This window comes from Nocardia sputi (genome assembly GCF_023501985.1).
Genome location: NZ_JAMFLC010000002.1, coordinates 184,100 through 206,586 on the forward strand (window position 1 = coordinate 184,100; position 22,487 = coordinate 206,586).

The window sequence follows — 22,487 nt, forward strand, 5'->3', positions numbered from 1 at the left end:
TGGACATGGCTGGAGAGCCGAATCATCGCGGCTGTCCTCCTGCTGCACCTGTTCCGGCGGTGAGGTTCGGATGCAGATCGACGAGGATCTGTGTCGATAGTCGGAATACCATTGCGGCCTCCACAGATTCGATACGGCTGGATTGGCTGCCCGGCAACCAGTTCGACGAGCACTCGGTAGGCGATATCCGCACTCCCATCGTGAAAAGCGGGCCAGACCAAGCGTCGGTTGGTGTTGACACTCATCCATCCGGCAATGCCGCTGTAGGTCGTCAATCGCTGGCTTTTCTGACTATGCCGCGGATAGGTGTCGCATCTCGACACCCATCACGTGCCCATCTCAAACTTCTTGTGCCCCTGCTGTCCCCTCTACATCCCTCTACGATGAGCACAGCCAGCAGACGCAGGGAATCGAAAGGTCTGAAGGGGTAAAGGGGTAACGGCGATGGCAACACGCCTCAAAACCGTGCTACAGCAACAGCACCTACAAACACACTCGGCGTTCTGCCGCGAATACGACAAGATCGCCGCCACCATCGACCCCGACCTCGTCGGCTCCGCCCCGAAACGCTCGCAATTCCACCGCTGGCTCTCCGGCGAGGTGAAAGGACTCCCCTACCCCCACCACTGCCGCATCCTGGAAAAGATGCTGCCCGGCCACACCGCCACCGAACTCTTCGCCGCTGATGGCCAGCACGGTGACGTGGCTGCCGAACTCCCAGGCACCGCACCGTCCGCTTCGGATGCTGCGCAACAGGACGAGCGGTCGAAAACTGTTCCCCCGTCGCGTTCTGTCGGTCCCGCGCCTACGAGGACTCCGCCTCGTCGTGCTCCGCGGTTGATGCAGCTGCCGCCTGATACTCACGACTTCACCGGCCGTGAGGAGCAGATCTCGGTCTTGGTGTCGGAACTGGCCGGTGCTCCGGGTCGGGCTGTGCCGATCGCTACGGTCGTGGGGCCCGCAGGAGTCGGGAAGACTGCTCTGGCCACGCACGTCGCACACTCGCTCACCACTGTGTTCTGCGATGGTCAGCTCTATGTGAACCTCCGGGGCGTGGAGCCGCAGCCCCTCACACCGGGGGAGGTGCTATCCGGATTCCTGCGTGCTCTCGGCTTGGACGGCAGCGAGGTACCGGAAGATCTGGACGAACGCGCGCGCCTTTTCCGCACCCAGCTCGCCGACCGCCGTGTACTGGTTGTGCTGGACAATGCTGCTGGCGAGAACCAGCTACGCCCATTGCTTCCCGGTTCACCCACCTGCGCTGTCCTGATCACGAGCCGCTCACCGCTGGCTGCGCTGTCCGGCTCGCAAACGCTGAACCTCGGTGTTCTGCCCGACGATCAGGCCATCGCTCTGCTCACCCGTCTGATCGGCTCGCAACGCGCCGAAGCCGAGCTGCGTGCGGTTGCCGATATCGCCCGGTTGTGTGGCTACCTTCCGCTCGCGCTTCGTATTGCGGGCGCGCGACTGGTGTCGCGACCGGGATGGACAGTGGCCTGGTTCGCCGACCGTTTGGCTGATAAGAGTCGCCGTCTGGATGTGCTCAAAGCCGGCGACCTCGAGGTCCGGGCATCGTTCGATCTCAGCTACCACGGCCGCACTGCTGGCGAGCAGCAGACATTCGAAATGTTGTCGCTGACGGCCGCCACTTTTCCGGCTTGGAATGTCGCAGCCCTTCTCGATATCGATCTCACCGAAGCCGAGGCACGGTTGGAGCAGCTGGTCGATGCGCAACTCGTCGAGCTCGCCGGCACCGATATGAACGGCACCATCCGGTACCGGCTACACGATCTGATGCGCGACTTCGCCCGGGAACGGGCCAGCACACAAGTCAGCACCGACGACCGCCGCACAGCCACAGCGCGCCTGGCCGATCGATACCTGGAGTGCGTTCGCGTCGCGGCGGCCGAACTGCATCCCGACGCGAACGAGCAACGAAGCGTTGCCTGCTTCGACGATATTCCCGCCCGCCTCGCCCAGGTCGACCCGCGGAGCTGGTTCACTGCCGAACGGTCGAATCTTCTGGCCGCCGTCGAGCTCGCCCATGAACTCGAGCTGTGGGACTCCACATGGCAACTGACAGAAGCCCTTCCCCCGATGTTCGATTGGCGCGCGGACTGGCAGACCTGGGACCGCACCCACGAGCTGGCACTAAATGCAGCGCAGAAGGCAGCCAACCATCGCGCCGAGGCCGCCATACTCCGAAGCCTCGGGGCCCTGTACCGCGAACTCGGCCGCTACGACGACGCCGTCGACAAACTCGACCGCGCCGCAGCTATTTTCCAAGACCTCGACGCACGGTCGGAGTGGGCCGCTACCCTGCGCTTCCTCGGCGACACATTTCGATACCAGGGCCGGCTACACGACGCCATCACCCATTTCACCACCGCACTCGACCTCGCCGATACCGGCAGCGACGCCCGAATCGCCGCCGGAATCCACAATGGAATTGCCGATGCCAGTCGCGGGTTGTCTCGGTGGGGTGATGCGCGGCGGCATTTCGATACGACCCTGGCGATATACCGCGGTCTCGATGATCGACTCGAAGAAGCACGCGCTCGCGTCCGCTACGGCCTCGTCCACCGCGACCGCTGGCACAACGACCAAGCGTTACAGGCGTTCGAGCAGGCCCTGCCCATCTTCCACGAGTTCGACGACCAGCGCTGGCTGGCTCGCACCCGGCGCCATATCGCCGTTGTCCACCGCAACGAAGGCGATATCGCACAGTCTCTGACACTGTTCGCCGAATGCCTCACCCGGTTCGATCGCCTCGCCGACCGCCGCGGTATCGCCGTGACCCTACGCAACCGCGGAGACGCACACCGCCTGGGCAGGGATTACGTAGCAGCCTCCACCGATCTTGCACGGGCCCACGACATCTTCCAATCCCTCGGAGACCAGCGATGGGTCGCCCGGACCCACCTCAGTCTCTCTGACCTCAGCCGCCGGCATCAACAGTGGGACGACGCCATCCACCGAGCCAAGACCGCCCTGGACACATTCGTCACCATCGGTGACCGCCCAGGCGAAGCCCGCACACTCCGTCAACTCGCACTCATCCACCGCGACACCGGCGAACTCCACGCCGCCACCCGCGCATTGGTCTCCGCCCACGAGATATTCGCCGAACTCCACGACCACGTCTGGATCGCCCGCACCCAAGCCGGCCACGCAACCGTCGCCGAAGCACAGGGCACGGACCCCGCCCCCGATCTGCTCGCAGCGCACGCCACCTGCCAGCGTATCGGCATCACCGGACACCGGCTGCGACTCGTGTTGCAAGAATGGTGAGGATGCCCGAGCCGACCCACACCCGCTACGAGCAAATCATGCTCGACCACTCCCACCACCCCGACGACGCAGCAGCACTACTGCACGCCGCCGCCCGCACCGCCCGCACCGCGATACCGGCCGACACCGAACACGACCAGGCGATCCGTGACGTCGCCGCCGGAGTCGCCGCACCCGCCCTCATCGGCGCCACCTTCTGGATGCTGCGCGAAGCCCACCACAGCGGGCTCGAACGACTGCGGTTCCTGTCCCGCGACGGCCAGATCTTCTACGAACTCGCCCGCCGACTCGCCCCGCTCGCCGGTGTCGACCTCGATATGGAGTACGTCTACAGCAGCCGGATGACCTGGAGTCTGGCCGCCACCAACCCGCAACACCTCGACCAGGAATCCTGGCTGTTCAACAGTTTCGTCAAATCCAATGCCAGCGACCTGTGCGCACGCCTGGGCCTGCCTGCCGACGACTACACCCCACTGCTGCACTCCGCGGGTGTCTCCCTCGATCCTGACGTACGCGCCGACCACCCCGGCCAGGCCGACGCGATGCGCCGGTTCCTCGCCCTCCCCCCGGTCACCGAGGCCGCTGCCGCGCGGATCGCACACACCCGCGACCTGCTCATCGACTATGCCGCCCGCCACGACCTGACCGATTCCCGCACTGGACTCATCGACGCAGGATGGACCGGCCGAATGGTCGGCTCGCTGCTCACCGCCTGCGGTGCCACCGACTCGGGCCGACCACGCGTACTGTTCTGGGGCCACGAGCCCAGACCGACCGGCGGCATCGACCCCGACCTCGTCACCGCCTACATGTACAACACCGGCACCGGCCAAGGCATGAACTTCCGTGTACCCGATGCACCGTTCGTGGTCGAAACCTTCTGCATGGGCGACCACGGCATTGTCACGGGATACCAGCGCTCGTCCACCGGCGATGTCGAACCCATACTCCAGTCGCCATCCAACACCGCGGCCGAAGTATGGGGACTACGCACCTACCGATCCACCGTCTACGCCGTCGCCGATGAGCTGACCGAGGTCCCCACCGACGACCTCCGGCCACTGATCCACCAGATCATGGTCGCATTCTGGCGCCACCCGACTAGGCAGGAGGCAACTACATGGGGCAAGTACCCCTACGACAGCGACCCGACCGGAACTGCGGCCCGGCCTCTGGCACGCCCCCTCGACCCGGATAACCCAATCCGCGGCGACCGCGCCTGGCTATGCGGCACACTCGCATTGAGCACCCCTGAGGTCCATAGCCAATACCTGAAATCAGCCAGAGACGACAACCTCCACGGCGCCCCGGAAACCGATTAGACACCCGCACGGATTGCACAGGCACCGAACTACGAAAACTCTGGCCCCATGGCCCCACGATCGGCGGGCACTCATCAGCTGGGTGCGATGGGGCGCAACTCGCGACCAGCCAATAGCGCAGCTCGTCATGGCGCCCTGCACCCGGACCCGTCACGTCATCGATGCCGATATTCGTCGCGCCGCCAATCCCCCACCGCAGACCCGATAAACGGGACTCGCTACGCGACAATCAGACTGAATTCTTCCGCTTGGATTCCAGCGACGAATGCGACCCATTCACCGGGGGTGAAGGCCAGCGCCACACCGGTGTCGCGGCAACTCACGCTAACCCAGCCGTCGCTGCGATGGTCGATCGTGGGCAGGTCCGTCGTGGCTTGCGTAGTCGGGTCGGCCGAGTGATCGCAGAATACCGGCCACAGATCGGCAGGGATCGAGATCACGGGTTGGGTTGCCGGGTCGTTGTCCGGGTTTCGAAGATATTTGCTGTCGCGCACGAGCACGTGGTCGCCGATGAAGTTGACCTCGACGCACGAGGCGCCCCCGTTGTTGCTGAACGAGCTTTTCCGCCAGCCTCGGCGGATCTGGGTGGTCATTGTTACTCCGTGTTCTTGAACTGCGAGATCCGGTGCTCGATGGCTGCCGCGGTGTCCTCGGGTGTGTACGCCTTCTGGCGGAGCCGGTCGGCCGCCAGTGTGTACAAGTCTACTTGCGGGTGATCCTGAAGGTAGAGAGCACCGGTGTGGTACTCGACGTAGGCAATGCCGCGGGCTTCGGCGAAGTCGAGGACGATGAACGAGCCGGGAAGCCCGTCGTGCACCGCCACCCGGGTCGGGATCACCTGGAACTGGACATTGTCCTGGTCCATCAATGTGAGCAGGTGTTCCAGTTGCTCACGCATGACACGTGGGCCGCCCACGGGGCGGTCCAGCGCCGCCTCCTCGACCACGGCGCTGAGCTGGAGCGGGTTGTCGGTTCCGGACAGGCGTTGCCGGGCCATCCGCGCCCGGACCGACTGCGCCAAGTCCATGGTCGGTATGTGGAGGCTGTCGCCGAGGAGCGCGGTGGCGTAGTCCGGTGTTTGCACTTGTCCTGGTAGGACCTTGTCGGCGTACTCGAATTGATGGGTCGCCAGGCCTTCCAAACCGACGAAGGTTTTGAACCAGTCCGGTAGTACCTCACCAAAGGGCGCCCACCAGGTGCCGTGGTCGGCACGTCCAGCCAGCGTGACGGTTCGGTCCACGTCTTCGACCTTGACTCCGTAGTAGCGCAGGAGTGCGGCGACTTCGTCGGGTGCTTGCTGGGTCTTGCCGCTTTCCATATAGCTGAGCTTCGCCGGCGTGCAGCCGATGTGTTTGGCGGCCTCGGCCTGCTTGATCCGTGCCTGTTCACGGGCTGAGCGCAGGTCGTGTCCGACCAGGAAACGCAACGCTGACGGGTCGAAACGTTCGTCGCGCATGTCGCCCTTTCCCAGCTGCCGGATACCTGCGGACAAGTTACCGCATGAACTTCACCGCAACCGTAGCGTTATCATTCGATTTAAGTTTAAATCGATTCGTCACGTCAAGAATCAGCGGCCCATATGGAGCCACTCGATCGAGGCAGGAGGCGGTCATGACCGTGCGTGTCATCGACAACTCATTAATGCTGAGCGACCACACGAAACACCACGCCAGATCAACCGGGAACGACGGATGGGTGGTGAGTTACCTGCCCGGCCGGACACTGACACGCGCCCAAGCGGAAGCGGCCCTGCTCGCCCTCGAAGACATAGCGACGCTGCGGGCACACGCCGGGCTGTTGAGGCTGACTGCGCTGGAGGTCATGGGCATGGCAGCGACGGAGTGTCCGGCACCCCACAAGGAAGGGTTCGCCGCGCGGGCGCTGGCCTGGGCAGGGGTATCGCGGTGATCGCTCGGCGCACATGCTCGGAGGCGATCCCGATCGTGGCGTTCAGCGCGGGCACGGCCCGCGGACGTCGCATGGTGGCCTCGATGCGGCCGGTACCGGAATCTCCCCTGTTGGTGGTCACCGGCGGGCCTCATCGGAGGGCGGAGTGATGTTCGAGACCTGTCACACCCCGTTCGAGGTGGCACACGTCTATCGCGGCATGGGATTTCCGGTTTCGTGCAGGTTCGGTCGGGTCGCGGTGACCGCGTCCAGATCGCTGGGTGCGGTGGTGATGCCACCGGATGTGGGCACCCTGGTCCGGCAGGAACTCGAGCACGACCACGACATCACCGCACCGGTGCTGACCTATCATCGGCCGCGTCGCGACTGGGTGTTCGTTGTCGGTCCCGGATCGGGCGTGGCAGCTGGTGCCGCCGCCCGTGCGGCGCTGCACCGTGCGGGGGTGCGAGTGTTGACAGAGGGGCAGCAGGTGTGGCTGCCGATGTCCGACCAGCCCCTCACCTGGTACTGGATCTGGCCACCGACCACCGCCCAAGCCCTACCCTCCCGGTCCACTGTGCTCGCCACGGCCCGCCGCCAACTCCTGACTGGACGGCGGTAACCGAGATGCGCGCCAACGCTCGCAACCCAAGGCCTGCCCGTCTCACCGATCCGTCGGATGGGTTGTTCCCCACCGGAGAAGCACTGCTGTCGGCCATCCGGGGACATCACGTAGGCCCTCACCCACTCACGTCGATCGCCCATCGGTTCGGGCAACTGCACCAGCAGCGTCTCCACGACCCAGCCTGCCCGGTATGCCCATGCCGCGCCGAACTGTCGCGGCAGGCAGATCTCTGGGTGGTCGAGCATGTACCGCCCGCGCACCCGGAGGCAATCTTGCACTCGGAATCCTTGGGGACCGTGATCGATCGGCTCGCCGTTCAGCAGGTTCGGGCGTTTCACCTGTTGATGAACGCCGAACCGTCTGACCCGATCGTGCACGCCGCGTGGTATCGCCTCGCGGAATTGGTCGACGACTACACCGATCTGACGACCGCGGTCGCGCGCCGGTCCCGACGCCTCCCTGCGTAGCCCGTCCGTAATCACCTGGGCAGCTTCACGCGCCCACACTGGAAGGAGCTCCGACAATTTCTATTCCCGGCCTATCCGTGTCCGGCCACCGGTTATCACCACCCGTCGGTACCACCGACGAGTTGGTGATCCTCGATACCGATATCGGGTGGCAGCCAGGAGGTCTCCTGGTATTGGCTGCCGCGGCGCGGGTGGTGCCAAATCTGGTCGTGGTCACCGCCGACGAAACCCGTGGCCGCCGCGCCCAGCTGGCACGCCACGCGCTGAACCTGCTCGACTGCACCGACGTTGCGGTCATCCCGGGCTTCGATCTGGGCGGCGAAGAACGCTTCCTCCTCGACACCGACCACCCGCCCCCAGAACACGGAGAGGATTTCCTCGAACGCATCCGCGGTCTCGATCGCATGATCGCCGCCGTTGTCGAACTCTGCGAGACCACCACCGGGCCGATCCAATGGGTGGGGTTGGGTCCGATGTCCAACCTCACCGCTGTCATCTCACGCCTGCCCGAGATCGCCGACCGGGTGAGAGTCACCCAGCTGGGTGGGGTACACCACCGATACCGCGGTAGGACAGCTGTCTCGGAGAATTTCCGTATCGACCCCACATCTGCCGGGCTGGCCCTGCGCGCACTGCACACATCGCGCCTAGTACTGCACGACCACACCGACCACGACGCCCTCCAGATCACTCCCAACTCCCCACTCCTCCAAATGTTCGAAAACCCGACCGCACCACGGTGGGCGAATCTGCTGGCCATGCACATGCGGGCGTGGCTCGCCCGCGAACCACGAACTTGGTTGCGCGCGCCCCTGACGCTCAGTGCCGCGCTCGGGCTGCCCTTTGTCGCTTTCCGCACCGAACGAATCGCCATACACCCGGATACGCGTCTATCCAGCGCACTCCACGGACGATCGATGCAGGCGTCCAGCACGGTCGACTACGACGAGTTTCTGTCCTGGATGCACGGCACGCTGCGTCCGTGATGAATCGAAACCTCGACTGCGGCAGCTCATCACCCGCGGAAGAGATAGCCACGGGTGACGGTGGCCACTGCAACCTTCAGCGGACGTCCTCGCCCTCGATTCGATGGCTGGTCGACGGGACTTCGGCGCCGCGGCGATGATGAGCGGGCGCATCCGGGCCGGCATGTTCGGCGTTGTGGACGGCATCCGTGATCAGCTGCCGGACGTGGTCGTTTTCCAAGCTGTAGTAGACGGTGGTGCCGGCGCGGCGAGTACGGACGAGGTGGGCCAGGCGCAGTTTCGCCAGGTGCTGGGAGACCGAGGCGGCGGGTTTTCCGACGTAGCCGGCGAGTTCGTTGACCGATAGCTCGGCATCGGCCAGGGCCCACAGCACTTGGACGCGGGTGGCGTCGGCGAGCATCCGGAAGACGTCGACCGCCAAGTTCAGTTCGTGGTCGGGAATAGGCGACCGAATCTTCCCGTTATCTGCATTCATACGTAGATATTAAGCCATGCAGGAAGCTGGGCAGAAGGGCCGACTCGATGTTTACCTCCTTGTTCTCCCACCGCGACTATCTCCGGCTGTTCATCGCCCAGGTGTCGGCCCTGTTCGGCACGGGCCTGACCACTGTTGCCTTGGGTCTGCTGGCCTATGAACTTGCCGGTGCGGACGCGGCTGCGGTGCTCGGTACCGCGTTGACGATCAAAATGCTGGTGTACGTGACGGTCGCGCCGATCGTGGGCGCATACGCCGACCGGTTCCCGCGCAGGCTGTTTCTGGTCTCGCTGAATGTGATCCGGGCGGCGGTTGTGCTGGCACTACCGTTCATCGACCAGGTGTGGCAGATCTACGTGCTGATCGCCGTCCTGCAGACCGCCTCGGCCGCCTTCACCCCGACGTACCAGGCAGTTATCCCCGATATTCTGCCGGATGAGCGGGACTACACCAGGGCTCTGTCGGCCGCCCAGCTCGCCGCGACAATGGAGACTTTGCTGAGTCCGATGCTGGCCGCGGCAGCGCTGGCGGTGATCAGTTTCCACTGGTTGTTCGTGGGCACGGCGGTCGGGTTCGTGGTCTCGGCGGTGCTGGTGGTCACCACCCGCATTCCGGATACCGGCGCCGGCTCTGCCGAGGGCAGCTTCGCAGAGCGGATAACGGTGGGTATGCGGATTTTCGCCGCGACGCCACGGCTGCGGGGGCTGCTCGGGTTGAACCTGGTGGTCGCGGCCGCAGGTTCGGTGATCATGGTCAACACCGTCAACTACGTTCGCGACACTCTCGGCGGAACGCAGTCCGGGGTGGCGATGCTGCTGGCCGCGAATGGATTCGGCACCATGCTCGTCGCGCTGGCGTTGCCCCCGGTCCTCGAACGACTCGGCGCGCGGCCGGTGATGATCGCAGGTGCGGCCACCCTGCTCGCCGGACTGGGGTCGGCTATCGCGCTGTCGACCGCGAGTGGTGGTGGGTGGCGCTGGGGCGCGGCGGTCGCGGTGTGGGTGGTCGTCGGGGTGGGCACGGCGGCGGTACTGACTCCGACCGGTCAGGTGCTGCGGCGCTCGTCGCAGGCCGCGGACCGCCCGGCGCTGTTCGCCGCGCAGTTCTCGCTGTCGCACCTGGCGTGGCTACTCACCTACCCGCTCACCGGCTGGTTGAGCACAGCCTTCGGTTTCACCATGACATGGGCGGTGCTGGCCGTACTCGCCGGCGCCGGAATGATGGTGGCGCTGCGGACGTGGCCGCGTAACGATCCGGCGGAGCTCACCCACCTGCACGAGATCGGCACCATCGACCCGGCTCGGCTGGGGGACGCGGTCCGGGTGGACGAACGCCACTACCGGCACACACACCTGTTCGTCATCGATGCCGAGCACCCGCGCTGGCCCCGAGCGGAACGGCCGACCGTATTGGCTGCTTGAGATGGTTTTCGCTCGCTTGTGGCGGTCGCCGAAAGACGCGGCCGCCACAAGCAGGTCCGGTCACTTCAAGCCGGTCTCCGCGACAGTTCATGGCTGCCTGGCCACGCCGCCAGCATCGACGCCGAGGTGGGCGGCGGGGGCCGTTGATTCCTTTCATGCCGGCGGTTCGGAGCACGGAAAGTACTTCGGCTCCGCGAACACCGGATCTGTGGCTACATCATGGGCATGGGCATTCCGGGGAACATGCCGTTCCACCAGTTCCGCGCCATGTTCATCATCTGCATGCACATTTCCATCATCGAACCCACCTCCTGTCATTACCTGCGAGTGGGACCTGGATGTACCCTCGCCCAGCGAGTCCATGCACGCGGACCTGCGCATTTTCCGGACCCGCGGTCGCAAATGAGCCGATGTACTGGGCGCGGGCCACACCGGACCGGTGCCCGCGCCACCCGCGCACTGCGGCTCCGTCCCATGCGCATCCGGTACGTCGCGCGATCCTGGCTTGTCGTGGTGTTCGCCCCGGGACTCGCGGACAGTGGTAGCCCGTTGTGAGCGCGGGGCGCCTCCATGGGGCCATTCGATTCACAGGTCGAGCCCGGAGTCTGTGTGGAGGTACCGTCCGGGTGAGGTGCCCACGGTCCGCCGGAACGCCGCGAGGAAAGCGCTCGCGGTCGTGTATCCCACGGCGTGAGCGGCCTGGGATACAGTGCGGCCTTCGGCGAGGAGAGGCAGGGCGGCGCGTAGCCGCATATGGGTGCGCCAGCGGTCGAAGCTCATGCCGGTGTCGCGGACGAACAGCCTGGTCAGTGTTCGTCGGCTCACTCCGATGTCGTGCGCGTGTGCTTCGAGGCTGCGGGGGTCGGCGGGGTCGGCGAGCAGGGCGTCGGCCACGGCGCGGACCCGTTCGTCCACGGGGAGCGGGACGTCGATCGGCAGGGTCGGTACGGGATGCAGCAGGTCCGGCACGACCGCCTCGGCTCGCTGCCGCGCGTCTTCGGCGAGATCGCGGCGGGCGAGATGGGTGATCAGTTGGGCCAGCAGCGCGCCGACACCCACCGCAGTTGGCGCAGACCAGTCCAGGGAGCATCGTGCTGGATCGAGGTAGAGGCTGAATAACTCCGCTTCACGGGTCGCGCCGGTCCGGTGCACCACCCCGGCCGGTAGCCACAGGGCCCGGGTCGGCGGTAGTACCCAGTATGCGTCGGCTACGGCGATGCTGAGAACCCCGCGGCGCGTCCATGCCAGTTGGTGGTGGGTGTGGCTGTGGGCTGGGATCCATTCCCCCGACGTCAACGGGAATTGTCCGACGAGGATCACTCCGGTGCCGGACAGGTCGAAGGAGTCGGCGGATTCGAGCATGACGCCAGCCTATGTCCTCAATGCGATATAGTCCGTCCTCATCACGTATTGTGGCCAGGATGCACCGGCACATAGCGTCATTTGGTGCTGAAAAATTCCGCGACTCATCAGGGCTGGCGCATGCCTTCGAAGCCGGAACGTCTGCTGTGACATCGGTGGTTGCTCCCGTAGTCCCCGGCCGGCGCCGGGCAGCGCTGGTGGTGCTGTGCTTCGTCCAATTCATGCTGGTACTCGACGACAATGTGGTCAGCGTCGCCCTCCGCAGCCTCCGCGACGAGCTGGGCTTCAGCGGCTCGGGGCTGGCGTGGGTGGTCAACGCCTACTTTCTTGCCTTCGGTGGATTGTTGTTGCTGGCAGGGCGCGCGGCCGACCTGCTGGGGCGGCGCCGCGTGTTCCTTGTGGGGGTGGCGCTGTTCGGTGTCGCCAGTCTGGCGTGCGGGCTCGCCCAGGAGCCGTGGCAACTCGTGCTCGGACGGTTCGTTCAGGGCGCTGGCGCGGCCATGGCGAGTCCCGCCGCGCTGTCGTTGATCACCTTGTTGTTCCCCGGCACCGCGGAACGCACTCGGGCGCTGGCTATCTGGGGCGGGATCGCTGCCCTCGGTGGCACCACGGGGCTGGTGATCTCCGGCGTGCTGACCGACCTCACGTCCTGGCGCTGGATCTTTCTGATCAACCTGCCGGTGGCGGCGGTAGCCCTCGTGCTGCTGCCACGGCTAATCCCGGAAAGCCGTGCACGCGCGCGGGCACGTCTGGACATACCCGGCACCATCCTGGGCACCGGCGCTGTGGTCTTCCTGGTCTACGGCCTACTCCGAGCCGGGGAAACAAACTGGACAGACCTCACCGTCATCGCGGCCCTGCTGCTGGCTGCACTCTTGGCCGCCGCATTTCTCGTGGTGGAATCGAGGGTGGCCGAGCCGTTGGTGCCGATGGCGTTTCTCGCCGACCGGACGCGTACGGTCGCCAACGCGGCGACACTGCTGTTCTCAGTGGCCTTTTTCGCCATGGCCTTCCTGTTGATGATCCACTTGCAGACCGTCCTCGGTTACAGTCCGCTGCAGGCCGGCCTCGCCTACCTGCCTTACGGTGCCGGAATCCTTGCGGGAATGCGCCTTTCGGCTCACGCAATCACGAGAATCGGGATGCGCTGGGCGCTGGTTCTGTCGTTCCTGATCAGCTCGGCCGGGCTGCTCATGCTCTCCGGTGTGGCAGCGGGCGACCCGTACACCACAGGGGTGCTGCCGGGCATGCTCGTCACCAGTCTTGGGTGCGGGCTGAGTCTGCCTGTCCTGACCGCGGCCGCGGTCACCGGCACCACCGAGGAGAACGCCGGGCTCGGCTCGGCGCTGTTCAGCTCCGTGCAACAGATCGGTGGCGCAATCGGTGTGGCGGTTTTGGTCACCGTGGCCGAACACCGTGGTAATGCGGCCGGTTCCGCTCAGTCACAGGGCTTTTCCTCCGCACTCACGATTGCTGCCGTCATCCTCGTCGTCGGTGCCGTCCTGATTGCCGCCCTGCTGCGGACCCATCGCTCGGCCCCAGTATCCGCCCTCCGCACACCGGGCGAGTAGCCGTCGCCGACCTGAGTGAATGCCGACCCAGAGCGCCGATCCCGGGAAAGCGAGAAGCCGGGTGGGGTGTGCGGCGTGAACTCAGCCGAGTGCGGACAGTTGTTCGCGGCACGCGGATTCACAGCGCCGGCACACCTCCGCGCAGATGCGGCAGTGAGCGTGGGCATCGCTGTGCTGCTCACATTCTTGGGCACAGCTTCGACAGGCGGTGGCGCAGCTTTCGAGCACCGAACGGGTGAGGTTGGCGTCGTAGCCGGTATGCCGGGAAAGTATCCGGCCGGTGGTCTCGCAGATATCGGCGCAGTCCAGGTCGGTCCTGATGCATTTCCGCAAGTCCGCCACTGCCGGTTCGCTAAGGCACGCATCCGCGCACGCGGTGCATGCCTGTGCGCACTCGACGCAGGCGGCGATGCAGGTCGCGAGGGCTTTGTGGTCGACGCCGCCGAGGTCAGCCGGGTAGCTGTCGAGTAGTCGATTCACCGTTTCCACGCATACCTCCTCGCCCCGAGCCCCCCGGCTCGTTGCCTGGGGGTCCCGACTCGAGACCCTCGTCGCCTTACCCGCCTCGGGGTCGATGAAACGGCGGGCCCGTTACCGTTTGCGATCGGGGTGGGCGGTGTGTGCGCGGCTGTGGCGTATGGCCTGCTGGGCCGCGGTGAGGGCGCATCCGGCGACACATCGCAGTGCTGCCCGGGTCGCCGGATGGCCGATGATTCGCGTTGCTGCCTGCGTCATCGTCGTCATCGATACTCCTCGTGGTGGCCGACGGCGGGGGTGCTGGGCGACCCGACAACGTCTGGTACTTGCGCCTCGGGACGCCGCGTCGATCGTGGGTCTATTTCTTTTCGCAGATCAGGATGTGGAATTCGACTGCGCCCTCGTCGGTGAGTCGTTCCTTTCCGACGACTGTCAGGCCGGCCGTTTCGAGGTGGTCGGTGATTTCGGTGATCGGCCGGAGGCGGAAGCGGTTTTCGGTGAAGGGCATCCGGGCCATCGCGGTCGGGTCACCGACGCCGAGCGCCAGGCGCCCCGAGGGGCGTAGAACGCGGGCGATCTCGGTAAATGCCGTGGTCAGATCGTCGATGAAGTAGACGGTGTTGGTGCTGACCACTGCGTCCACTGTTTCGGTGGGTAGTGGCAGATCGTGCATCGCGGTGGTGTGCAAGATGAGCCGGCCGCTGCCGATGTCGTTGCGGTAGCGGCGACGTACCTGGTCGATCATCGTCGGCGACACCTCCACGCCGTGCACGGTGCCGGTGTCGCCGATCCGGGCCAACAACAGGCCGAGACCGATGCCGCCACCGAAGCCGATATCGACGGCAGTGGCGCCCTCGGGCGGGTCTGCGGCGGCGACCGCTGCGGCCACGGTCGCGCGGTTACCGCGGTTGAGTATGCGGCCGACGAGGCGCCCGATCACGCCGTCGGGGCGTCCGAGCTGGGTGCCTATCAGGTCCCACAGACGGTCTGTCAACGGCGTTTTCACAACACATCACCTCAATCGACTGGCGTAATTCCGAACGGACCTCGCGCGGCCCTCGGTACAGGGTGGGGCCCGAATTTGATTTCAACAGGTCCGCCGCTACCGCATTTCCTGGCTCTGCCCTCAGGTGTTCTGCGTCCTGCGTTGCGGCGGGAGACGGTGACAGCGCCCGCTGCCCCGAGCGCGGGTCTCGGAGCAGCGGAGGCAGACCACCGGGTGGCTCGGTTATTGCGCGGTGGACTGGAATCGGCGCAGCCGCAGACTGTTGCTGACCACGAACACCGAGGAGAACGCCATCGCTGCTCCGGCGAGCATAGGGTTGAGCAGGCCCGCCATGGCCAGTGGGATCGCGGCGACGTTGTAGGCGAACGCCCAGAACAGGTTGCCCTTGATGGTGCCCAGAGTGCGGCGGGCCAGACGGATGGCATCGGCGGCGGCTCGCAGGTCCCCGCGCACCAGGGTCAGGTCGCTGGCTTCGATGGCGACATCGGTGCCGGTGCCCATGGCCAGTCCGAGGTCGGCCCGGGCGAGTGCGGCGGCATCATTGACGCCGTCGCCGACCATGGCCACGACTTTGCCCTCGTTCTGCAACCGCTCGACGACGGCGACCTTGTCCTGCGGCAGGACCTCGGCAATCACTTCGTCGATACCTACCTGGGCGGCGATCGAGCGGGCGGCGGCTTCGTTGTCGCCGGTCAGCATGATCGGAGTCAAACCGAGCGCACGCAGCTGCCGCACAGCTTCGGCGGAGGTCGGTTTCACCGCGTCCGCCACGACCAGCACCCCACGCGCTAGGCCGTCCCAGCCGACCGCGACCGCCGTCTGTCCGCCGGCCTCGGCGGTGCGCATTGCCTGCTCGAGGTCGCCGTCCAGGTGCAGGGACCAGTCCTGCAGGAGCCGGGCGCGGCCGACGACCACTGCGTGCCCGTCCACGATGCCCTGCACGCCGAGCCCGGCAACATTGGCGAAGCCTTCGACCGGTTCCAGCTCGCCCACCCGCTCGCGGGCGCCCTTGGCGATGGCTTGGGCGATCGGGTGCTCCGAGGAGTCCTCCAGCGCACCGGCCAGCGCCAGCACCCGCTCGGCGGACTCGCCGTCGGCGACGACGACATCGAGCAGCGTCATCTTCCCAGTGGTGACGGTGCCGGTCTTGTCCAGCACCACGGTATCCACTCGCCGGGTCGATTCCAGCACCTCCGGTCCCTTGATCAGGACACCGAGCTGGGCACCGCGGCCGGTGCCGACCATCAGCGCGGTCGGCGTGGCCAGCCCGAGGGCGCACGGGCAGGCGATGATCAACACCGCCACCGCCGCGGTGAACGCCGCCGCCACCGAACCGCCGGTACCGAGCCAGAATCCCAGGGTCGCCACCGCGAGCGCGATCACGATCGGCACAAAGATCCCGGAGATCCGGTCGGCCAGTCGCTGCGCTTGCGCCTTGCCGGTCTGGGCGTCTTCGACCAGTTTCGCCATCTGCGCGAGCTGGGTATCCGACCCGATCCGGCTCGCCCGCACCACGATTCGGCCGCCCACGTTGACGGTGGCGCCGACCACCGTATCGTCGATACCGACCTCGACCGGCACCGATTCCCCGGTGAGCATGGACGCATCCACCGCCGAGGAACCCTCGACCACCACGCCGTCGGCGGCGATCTTCTCCCCTGGCCGGACCACGAAGCGGTCACCGACGACCAGCGCGTCGACCGGAATGCGTTCCTCCCGACCCGCACGCAGCACCGACACCTCTTTGGCGCCGAGTTCGAGCAGTGCCCGCAGCGCCGCGCCGGCCCGGCGCTTGGACCGGGCCTCGAAGAAGCGACCGGCCAGGATGAAGGTGGTGACCCCGGCCGCCGCTTCGAGGTAGATACTGCCGGTGCCGTCCATCCGGGCGATGGTGAACTCGAACGGGTGCGTCATCCCCGGAGTGCCTGCGGTACCCCAGAACAGGGCATACAGTGACCAGCCGAATGCGGCCAGCGTGCCGATGGACACCAGGGTGTCCATCGTGGCGGTGCCGTGCCGGAGGTTGGTCCAGGCCGCCCGGTGGAAGGGCAATGCTCCCCACACCACCACCGGCGCCGCCAGGGTCAGTGACAGCCATTGCCAGTTGGTGAACTGCAACGCCGGAATCATCGCCATCGCGATCACCGGCACGGTCAATACCAGCGAAACCAGCAGCCGCGTCCGCAGCGACGCGGTTGGGTCGGCCTCGGTGACCTCCGCAGTCTCGGTCGCGGCAGGGCGTGGGAGAGCGGCGGTGTAACCGGCCTGCTCAACGACACCGATCAAGTCTTCGGGTGCGATATCACCCGTGTAGTCCACACGCGCCTTCTCGGTCGCGTAGTTGACAGTGGCGGTGACGCCGTCGACCTTGTTGAGTTTCTTCTCGATCCGGTTGGCGCAGGACGCGCAGGTCATGCCACCGATCACCAGTTCGACCTGCCCGGTGGGCGATGGTTGTGTCACGGTGGTCATGGATTGCTCCGTTCTGTGGTGCTCGAACTGGGTGATGCTCCACGAGGCGCCTACCGCTCGGCGTCCCCGGGCAGGTTGGCCGGTTGCTCCGGCCGGGGGGGTCAGTGGCCGTGGCCGGGTTGTTCACCGACCTGCTCTGCGGGTGTTTCGGTGCCGTTGGCACCCCGGGGTACGCGAACGGTGAATTCCGCGGTGCGGACCGTCCCCTTGTGCTGGAAGTCCAGGAACAGCCGGTAGTCGCCGCCGGTCGGGGCAGTGAGCGAGAAGGTGATGCCCGGCCCCGCCGGTGTGCGGCCGTCGCCGGGTTCGCCTTCCGGGTGCACGTGCAGGTAGGCCAGGTCGGCGGCGCGCAGGGCGACCAGATGTCCGTAGGCACCGAGGTAGGGCTGCAAGTCGGTGACCGGTCGGCCGTTGCGGCTGACCGACAGCGTCACCGTCGACGCGCGACCGGCGGCGACGGCGCCGTCGAGGGCCACGGTATAGCCGTCGACCACTGCGGTGGTGTCCGGTTCGGGTAGTGCTCGGGCGTCGTAGTTGCCCGCGACCCGCAGATCCGCGCCCAAGGTCAGGTTCTCGCCGCCATCCGGAGTGAAGTCGGCGAAGAGCCGGTAGTCACCGGCACGGGACAGATTCAGCGGGACGCGCCAGGTGCCGGTGGCATCCAAGCGCGGATGCACATGCTGGAAGGCGGCCATATCGCGGCGGACCGCGATCAGGTGCAAGTCCTTGTCATGGCTGCGCTCGTACCGGGTCACCGGCGCGCCGGCGGCGTCGAGAACGCGGAAACCGACCGCGACCTCGGTGCCGGGGCGGACTTGCGGGGCGTCCAGTTGCAGTGTGTAACCGCGGTCACTGACGAGCAGGCCACCAGGTAGCTGGTTGGGGCTGGACCCGCCGGGGGTGGCGGGTCCAGCCGGGTGCGTGTCGTGGTCGGCGGGCGGGTCGGGAGTGGGGCCAACGGCCGCGCCGAGGACGACCGCGATCCCGAAGACCGCAGCGAGCCCGAGGGCGAAGCCAGCGAACTTGCTGGGCGTGTTCATCGGGATGCTCCTTGCTGTCATGTCGTAATCAGGTGGAGAGGTCAGTCGGCGAGTTGGTAACCGGCTTCGTCGACAGCGGCTGCAATCGCGTCACGCCCCACGGGGGAGGAACTTCCGATCGTGACCAGCCCGCTGGCCAGGTCGACATCAACGGAGGTGACGCCGTCGATCCGGCCGACTTCCTCGCGGACCGAGGAGACGCAATGGCCGCAGGTCATGCCGGTGACCGTGACGGTGGTGGTTGCGCTGCTCATCTGTTTCTCCTTGGTGTTGTGGCGACTCCGCGCCGCGGAACGAAACCTACAATACCCCCCGGGGGTATCAAGTCAAGAGGTTTCGGCAACTCGACCGCGGACCCGCCGACCAGGACCACCGGTGGAGGCGGAGCCCGGCCAGTTTGCCGACCCCATTGGTTGCAATACCCCACAGGGGTAGGGTAAGGGTTGAAGTGTTCCCCCGCGTCCCAGCGAGCGCGATTCCGGATGGGCACGCGGACCTTCCCCCCCCCAGATCGACAGGAAACGATATGAGCACCTCGACCATTACTGTTGCGGGAATGACTTGCGGCGGTTGCGCTTCCAAGGTCCGAACCGCCCTCGGCGCACTCGATGGCGTCTCCGCGGTCGACGCGGATCCCGCCACCGGCCGGGTCACCGTCGAATCGGGTAAGGAGGTCGACCCGGACGCCATCGCGAACGCTGTGGAAGCCGCCGGTTACCGAGTGGTCGCCTGACTTCGCGCACCGGTCCGGACTCGACGCCTCGGGCCTGATTGATCAGCGCGCCGGCCGATTCAGCTGCGGTCGGTGCGCCGAGCCGGTGCCGACCGCAGGATTCTTCCCACGGTCGGTGCCATCGGTGGCTCTGGTCACAAGAAGGCGAGGCAGGATGGACGCGACGGGTAGGTTGTTTCGCGACCGTTGCAGTGTTGCTTCGCCGATGTGGCCTTCGCCGAGAGAACAATGGGTGACGAGAGGAGGTGGTGCAGGTGGCCAGAACGTTCGAATACCCCGATATGCAGCGTGAACGCATCGACGATGGTCGATACTGCGAGGCCGGTGCACCATCTCCGGCAACCGAGGCATTGCCGCACGGCAGCCGTTCCCGGGATCCGAGTGGTCCGCAGTGAAAGTCCTCGCTCGCCTGCGACGCACATCGCTGGGACTGCTGATGGCGGTGCTGCTCGTTGCCCCGCTGATCGACTGCACCCTGCACGGGCAGGACGAGCACACCCATCCCCCCGTCGTGGCAGCCGTCGAGGTCGCTCTCGCCTCGCACACCCATTCCCCGCACGCGATGAGCGGGGGACTCACCGACCACTGTGATCAGCACATGATCCATTGCGTCGAGAAGTCGCTGCTGCCCTCCAGCGGAGCGACGATTTCGCCGTTGCTGTGGCTGGCGTTTCTCGCCGCGACCGTCGTAGGCGCCCTCGCCCTGATCTTCACCGGCACCCGCGCGATCCGCGGCCCTCCCGTTGCCGCACTACCCGTGTCGAACGGGCAAGCCATCCTCACGAATTTCTGTATCTCCCGACGCTGACCGGTCAGCGCCAGGCCGCGACCCGTTGTGTCGCCGGCCGGTGTTCGCTGCCTGCTCACCGTCTACACCGCCCTGCGTGGCGGTTCGGATACAGAAAGCGACAATCATGAGCAACGTCGTATTCGGCAAACCCGCCGAAGCAGCCGCTGGAGTACTCATCCCACCGGCCCCGGTACGGGAATCCAGTTCACTTGTCGGCAACACCCCAGTCCTGTGGGTGAGCGCGCCCTTGGCGCCGGCCGACCGCGGATTCTGGGCGAAACTGGAAGGCTTCAATCCCGGCGGGATGAAGGACCGGCCCGCGCTGCACATGGTCGAGCGCGCGCAGCAGCGCGGCGATCTGGCACCGGGAGCGCGCATCATCGAATCCACCAGCGGCACCCTCGGGCTCGGTTTGGCGCTGGCCGGCGCGGTGTACCACCACCCCGTCACCGTGGTCACCGATCCCGGGCTCGAGCCGATCGTCGCACGCATGCTCGCCTGCTATGGCGCCCGCGTCGACATGGTGGCCGAGCCCCATCCCAGCGGCGGCTGGCAACAAGCACGCCGCGACCGCGTCACCGAACTCCTGGCGGCCGAGCCCGCAGCATGGTGCCCCGACCAGTACACCAACCCCGACAATGTCGACGGATACGAATCCCTGGGCCTGGAGTTACAGCAACAGCTGGGCGAGATCGATGTCCTGGTATGCGCAGTCGGCACCGGCGGCCACTCCGCAGGCGTCGCGCGCGTGTTGCGCCGATTCAACACGGACTTGAAGCTGATCGGCGTCGACACGGTGGCCTCTACGATCTTCGGCCAGCCCGCCGGTCCACGGCTGATGCGCGGACTGGGGTCCAGCATCTTCCCCCGCAATGTCGACTACCCGGCGTTCCACGAAGTGCATTGGGTAGCACCCGCAGAAGCAGTGTGGGCATGCCGGGCACTGGCCGGCACCCACTACGCGACCGGCGGCTGGAGCGTCGGAGCCGTGGCGCTGGTCGCCGGATGGGCCGCACGCACCCTGCCGGAAGACGCGCGCATCGCCGCGGTGTTCCCCGACGGCCCCCAGCGCTATTTCGACACCATCTACAACGACGACTACTGCCGCGAGCACGGCCTGTTCGACACCGCGCCGCCGATTGAACCAGCCGTTATCGCCCATCCAGGCGAACGCGCGGTGGACTCGTGGACCCGCTGCACCAGCATCGTCGACCCGCACACCGGAGAGCGGACAGGAGAGGGCGCATCGTGAACGCACTGAGGAGCTTCCGCAGCTTCGACCTCGCCGCCCGGTTGCTGATGATCAACCAGTTCGGCATCAACCTCGGCTTCTACATGCTGATGCCCTACCTCGCCGGCTACCTCGCCGGACCCCTGGGCCTGGCGGCCTGGGCTGTCGGCCTCGTACTGGGTGTACGGAACTTCTCCCAGCAGGGCATGTTCCTCATCGGCGGCACTCTCGCCGACCGGCTCGGCTACAAACCCTTGATCGTCGCGGGCTGTCTGCTGCGCACCGGCGGCTTCGCCCTGCTCATATTCGCCACCTCGCTGCCCGGGCTACTCATCGCCTCCGCCGCAACCGGCTTCGCCGGCGCCCTGTTCAACCCCGCCGTACGGGCCTATCTGGCCGCCGACACCGGCAAACGCCGAGTCGAAGCCTTCGCGGTGTTCAACATCTTCTACCAAGCCGGGATCCTGGCCGGACCACTGGTCGGTCTGGCATTGATGTTCCTCGATTTCCGCGTGACCGCGGCCGCCGCTGCCGTCGTATTCGCTGGCCTGACCGTGGCACAGTTGGCCGCCCTGCCGCCCCGACGCGAGCAGAAGCCCGCCGAACAGACATCGATCCTGCAGGACTGGCGCGCGGTGGCGGCCAATCGCCGCTTCCTGCTGTTCTCGCTGACGATGGTCGGCTCGTATGTGCTGTCGTTCCAGGTGTATCTGGCCTTACCGCTCCAGGCCGAATACCTCGCTGGTGCGCAAGCACAAGTGCTCGTCTCGGCGCTGTTCGTGGTCTCCGGTGTGGTCGCCGTGGCCGGGCAGCTGCGCATCACCGGGTGGTTCAAGGCGCGATGGGGAACCGGGCGCAGCCTCGCGGTGGGGATGGCGATACTGGCCGCGGCGTTCCTACCGTTGCTCGTCGTACCCGGACCCGGACGATTCGGTACCGCCGCCGCGGTCGTCGCGTTACTCCTGTCCACAGCTGTCCTGGCTGTCGGGACCGCCGCGGTGTTCCCCTTCGAAATGGACACCGTCGTCTCGCTTGCGGACGGAAAACTGGTGGCCACCCACTACGGCTTCTACAACACCATCGTCGGTGTCGGCATCCTGGCCGGCAACCTCGCCACCGGCGCCGTTGTCGGCGCCGCACGAGATGTCGACGCGGACTGGGCGGTGTGGGCCGGGCTCGCCCTCATCGGAGCGCTGTCCGCATTCGCGCTGCACCGGCTCGACCGATCGCACACGGAACAGACGGCCACCCGCCCGTCACGAGAGTTCGTCGACCGCCCGGACCACGAACCAGCGCAGGGTTCTCCACGCTGAACCCGATCACCCACTCCG

The 22,487-nt window shown here is 66.4% G+C and carries 21 protein-coding genes; 12 read left to right on the top strand and 9 right to left on the bottom strand.

What is annotated here, in order from left to right:
• Nucleotides 1-444 precede the first annotated feature (444 nt).
• Nucleotides 445-3,291, top strand: a complete 2,847-nt coding sequence (locus tag M8859_RS03370; RefSeq protein WP_249643768.1) for an ATP-binding protein — start codon at nucleotides 445-447, stop codon at nucleotides 3,289-3,291.
• Nucleotides 3,292-3,293: 2 nt separating this feature from the next.
• Complete coding sequence (locus M8859_RS03375) at nucleotides 3,294-4,613, top strand: hypothetical protein (RefSeq protein ID WP_249643769.1); 1,320 nt, start codon at nucleotides 3,294-3,296, stop codon at nucleotides 4,611-4,613.
• Nucleotides 4,614-4,831: 218 nt separating this feature from the next.
• On the opposite strand, the gene M8859_RS03380 is transcribed toward M8859_RS03375, so the two are convergent.
• Together M8859_RS03380 and M8859_RS03385 are read right to left on the bottom strand one after the other, a co-directional pair.
• Complete coding sequence (locus M8859_RS03380) at nucleotides 4,832-5,206, bottom strand: DUF397 domain-containing protein (RefSeq protein ID WP_249643770.1); 375 nt, start codon at nucleotides 5,204-5,206, stop codon at nucleotides 4,832-4,834.
• 2 nt (nucleotides 5,207-5,208) lie between these two features.
• On the bottom strand, nucleotides 5,209-6,069 hold the full coding sequence (locus tag M8859_RS03385; protein WP_249643771.1) for a helix-turn-helix domain-containing protein: 861 nt from the start codon (nucleotides 6,067-6,069) through the stop codon (nucleotides 5,209-5,211).
• Nucleotides 6,070-6,224: 155 nt separating this feature from the next.
• Between M8859_RS03385 and M8859_RS03390 the strand changes: the two genes are divergently transcribed.
• From M8859_RS03390 to M8859_RS03405, 4 genes are all read left to right on the top strand, one after another.
• Nucleotides 6,225-6,521, top strand: coding sequence for a hypothetical protein (locus tag M8859_RS03390; RefSeq protein WP_249643772.1), 297 nt, complete (start codon nucleotides 6,225-6,227; stop codon nucleotides 6,519-6,521).
• Nucleotides 6,522-6,666: 145 nt separating this feature from the next.
• Nucleotides 6,667-7,122 carry a hypothetical protein gene (locus M8859_RS03395; protein WP_249643773.1) on the top strand — a complete coding sequence of 152 codons (456 nt, stop codon included), beginning with the start codon at nucleotides 6,667-6,669 and terminating at the stop codon, nucleotides 7,120-7,122.
• A 5-nt stretch (nucleotides 7,123-7,127) separates the two neighbouring features.
• The gene (locus M8859_RS03400; RefSeq protein WP_249643774.1) at nucleotides 7,128-7,592 is read left to right on the top strand and encodes a DUF4254 domain-containing protein; all 465 of its coding nucleotides are present in this window, start codon (nucleotides 7,128-7,130) and stop codon (nucleotides 7,590-7,592) included.
• A gap of 125 nt (nucleotides 7,593-7,717) precedes the next feature.
• A complete protein-coding gene (locus M8859_RS03405; RefSeq protein WP_249643905.1) occupies nucleotides 7,718-8,578 on the top strand; it encodes a nucleoside hydrolase in 861 nt (286 codons plus the stop codon).
• 76 nt (nucleotides 8,579-8,654) lie between these two features.
• Here M8859_RS03405 and M8859_RS03410 read toward each other — a convergent pair whose 3' ends face one another.
• On the bottom strand, nucleotides 8,655-9,053 hold the full coding sequence (locus M8859_RS03410) for an ArsR/SmtB family transcription factor (RefSeq protein ID WP_249643775.1): 399 nt from the start codon (nucleotides 9,051-9,053) through the stop codon (nucleotides 8,655-8,657).
• A gap of 47 nt (nucleotides 9,054-9,100) precedes the next feature.
• On the opposite strand from M8859_RS03410, the gene M8859_RS03415 reads away from it, so the two are divergent.
• Nucleotides 9,101-10,474 carry an MFS transporter gene (locus M8859_RS03415; RefSeq protein WP_249643776.1) on the top strand — a complete coding sequence of 458 codons (1,374 nt, stop codon included), beginning with the start codon at nucleotides 9,101-9,103 and terminating at the stop codon, nucleotides 10,472-10,474.
• A gap of 585 nt (nucleotides 10,475-11,059) precedes the next feature.
• On the opposite strand, the gene M8859_RS03420 is transcribed toward M8859_RS03415, so the two are convergent.
• Nucleotides 11,060-11,836 (bottom strand): AraC family transcriptional regulator, encoded by a 777-nt coding sequence (locus tag M8859_RS03420; RefSeq protein ID WP_249643777.1) that lies wholly within the window; start codon nucleotides 11,834-11,836, stop codon nucleotides 11,060-11,062.
• Nucleotides 11,837-11,895: 59 nt separating this feature from the next.
• On the opposite strand from M8859_RS03420, the gene M8859_RS03425 reads away from it, so the two are divergent.
• Complete coding sequence (locus tag M8859_RS03425; protein ID WP_249643778.1) at nucleotides 11,896-13,407, top strand: MFS transporter; 1,512 nt, start codon at nucleotides 11,896-11,898, stop codon at nucleotides 13,405-13,407.
• An 81-nt stretch (nucleotides 13,408-13,488) separates the two neighbouring features.
• On the opposite strand, the gene M8859_RS03430 is transcribed toward M8859_RS03425, so the two are convergent.
• From M8859_RS03430 to M8859_RS03450, 5 genes are all read right to left on the bottom strand, one after another.
• On the bottom strand, nucleotides 13,489-13,896 hold the full coding sequence (locus M8859_RS03430) for a four-helix bundle copper-binding protein (protein ID WP_249643779.1): 408 nt from the start codon (nucleotides 13,894-13,896) through the stop codon (nucleotides 13,489-13,491).
• A 346-nt stretch (nucleotides 13,897-14,242) separates the two neighbouring features.
• Complete coding sequence (locus M8859_RS03435; RefSeq protein ID WP_249643780.1) at nucleotides 14,243-14,890, bottom strand: class I SAM-dependent methyltransferase; 648 nt, start codon at nucleotides 14,888-14,890, stop codon at nucleotides 14,243-14,245.
• Between the two features lie 222 nt (nucleotides 14,891-15,112).
• Nucleotides 15,113-17,362 carry a heavy metal translocating P-type ATPase gene (locus M8859_RS03440; protein ID WP_249643781.1) on the bottom strand — a complete coding sequence of 750 codons (2,250 nt, stop codon included), beginning with the start codon at nucleotides 17,360-17,362 and terminating at the stop codon, nucleotides 15,113-15,115.
• A gap of 101 nt (nucleotides 17,363-17,463) precedes the next feature.
• Nucleotides 17,464-18,402 (bottom strand): DUF8832 domain-containing protein, encoded by a 939-nt coding sequence (locus M8859_RS03445; RefSeq protein ID WP_249643782.1) that lies wholly within the window; start codon nucleotides 18,400-18,402, stop codon nucleotides 17,464-17,466.
• 41 nt (nucleotides 18,403-18,443) lie between these two features.
• Nucleotides 18,444-18,656 (bottom strand): heavy-metal-associated domain-containing protein, encoded by a 213-nt coding sequence (locus tag M8859_RS03450; protein WP_249643783.1) that lies wholly within the window; start codon nucleotides 18,654-18,656, stop codon nucleotides 18,444-18,446.
• 272 nt (nucleotides 18,657-18,928) lie between these two features.
• Here M8859_RS03450 and M8859_RS03455 point away from each other — a divergent pair, with 272 nt between their 5' ends.
• The 4 genes from M8859_RS03455 (at nucleotide 18,929) to M8859_RS03470 (ending at nucleotide 22,469) form a co-directional block, all read left to right on the top strand.
• A complete protein-coding gene (locus tag M8859_RS03455; RefSeq protein ID WP_249643784.1) occupies nucleotides 18,929-19,135 on the top strand; it encodes a heavy-metal-associated domain-containing protein in 207 nt (68 codons plus the stop codon).
• Nucleotides 19,136-19,526: 391 nt separating this feature from the next.
• Nucleotides 19,527-19,943 carry a putative copper homeostasis (lipo)protein LpqS gene (gene lpqS, locus M8859_RS03460; protein WP_249643785.1) on the top strand — a complete coding sequence of 139 codons (417 nt, stop codon included), beginning with the start codon at nucleotides 19,527-19,529 and terminating at the stop codon, nucleotides 19,941-19,943.
• Nucleotides 19,944-20,049: 106 nt separating this feature from the next.
• Nucleotides 20,050-21,177: a PLP-dependent cysteine synthase family protein gene (locus tag M8859_RS03465; RefSeq protein ID WP_249643786.1), complete on the top strand. Its 1,128-nt coding sequence runs from the start codon at nucleotides 20,050-20,052 to the stop codon at nucleotides 21,175-21,177.
• Nucleotides 21,174-22,469 (top strand): MFS transporter, encoded by a 1,296-nt coding sequence (locus tag M8859_RS03470; protein ID WP_372492836.1) that lies wholly within the window; start codon nucleotides 21,174-21,176, stop codon nucleotides 22,467-22,469. The genes M8859_RS03465 and M8859_RS03470 overlap by 4 nt, the downstream gene beginning before the upstream one ends.
• The last annotated feature ends 18 nt before the right edge of the window (nucleotides 22,470-22,487 follow it).

Excerpts from the sequence above, each read along its gene's own strand:
- M8859_RS03370 (WP_249643768.1), top strand. The coding sequence starts at position 445 with ATGGCAACACGCCTCAAAACCGTGCTACAGCAACAGCACCTACAAACA.
- M8859_RS03375 (WP_249643769.1), top strand. The coding sequence starts at position 3,294 with ATGCCCGAGCCGACCCACACCCGCTACGAGCAAATCATGCTCGACCAC.
- M8859_RS03380 (WP_249643770.1), bottom strand. The coding sequence starts at position 5,206 with ATGACCACCCAGATCCGCCGAGGCTGGCGGAAAAGCTCGTTCAGCAAC.
- M8859_RS03385 (WP_249643771.1), bottom strand. The coding sequence starts at position 6,069 with ATGCGCGACGAACGTTTCGACCCGTCAGCGTTGCGTTTCCTGGTCGGA.
- M8859_RS03390 (WP_249643772.1), top strand. The coding sequence starts at position 6,225 with ATGACCGTGCGTGTCATCGACAACTCATTAATGCTGAGCGACCACACG.
- M8859_RS03400 (WP_249643774.1), top strand. The coding sequence starts at position 7,128 with ATGCGCGCCAACGCTCGCAACCCAAGGCCTGCCCGTCTCACCGATCCG.
- M8859_RS03410 (WP_249643775.1), bottom strand. The coding sequence starts at position 9,053 with ATGAATGCAGATAACGGGAAGATTCGGTCGCCTATTCCCGACCACGAA.
- M8859_RS03415 (WP_249643776.1), top strand. The coding sequence starts at position 9,101 with ATGTTTACCTCCTTGTTCTCCCACCGCGACTATCTCCGGCTGTTCATC.
- M8859_RS03420 (WP_249643777.1), bottom strand. The coding sequence starts at position 11,836 with ATGCTCGAATCCGCCGACTCCTTCGACCTGTCCGGCACCGGAGTGATC.
- M8859_RS03425 (WP_249643778.1), top strand. The coding sequence starts at position 11,896 with ATGCACCGGCACATAGCGTCATTTGGTGCTGAAAAATTCCGCGACTCA.
- M8859_RS03440 (WP_249643781.1), bottom strand. The coding sequence starts at position 17,362 with ATGACCACCGTGACACAACCATCGCCCACCGGGCAGGTCGAACTGGTG.
- M8859_RS03445 (WP_249643782.1), bottom strand. The coding sequence starts at position 18,402 with ATGAACACGCCCAGCAAGTTCGCTGGCTTCGCCCTCGGGCTCGCTGCG.
- M8859_RS03450 (WP_249643783.1), bottom strand. The coding sequence starts at position 18,656 with ATGAGCAGCGCAACCACCACCGTCACGGTCACCGGCATGACCTGCGGC.
- M8859_RS03455 (WP_249643784.1), top strand. The coding sequence starts at position 18,929 with ATGAGCACCTCGACCATTACTGTTGCGGGAATGACTTGCGGCGGTTGC.
- M8859_RS03465 (WP_249643786.1), top strand. The coding sequence starts at position 20,050 with ATGAGCAACGTCGTATTCGGCAAACCCGCCGAAGCAGCCGCTGGAGTA.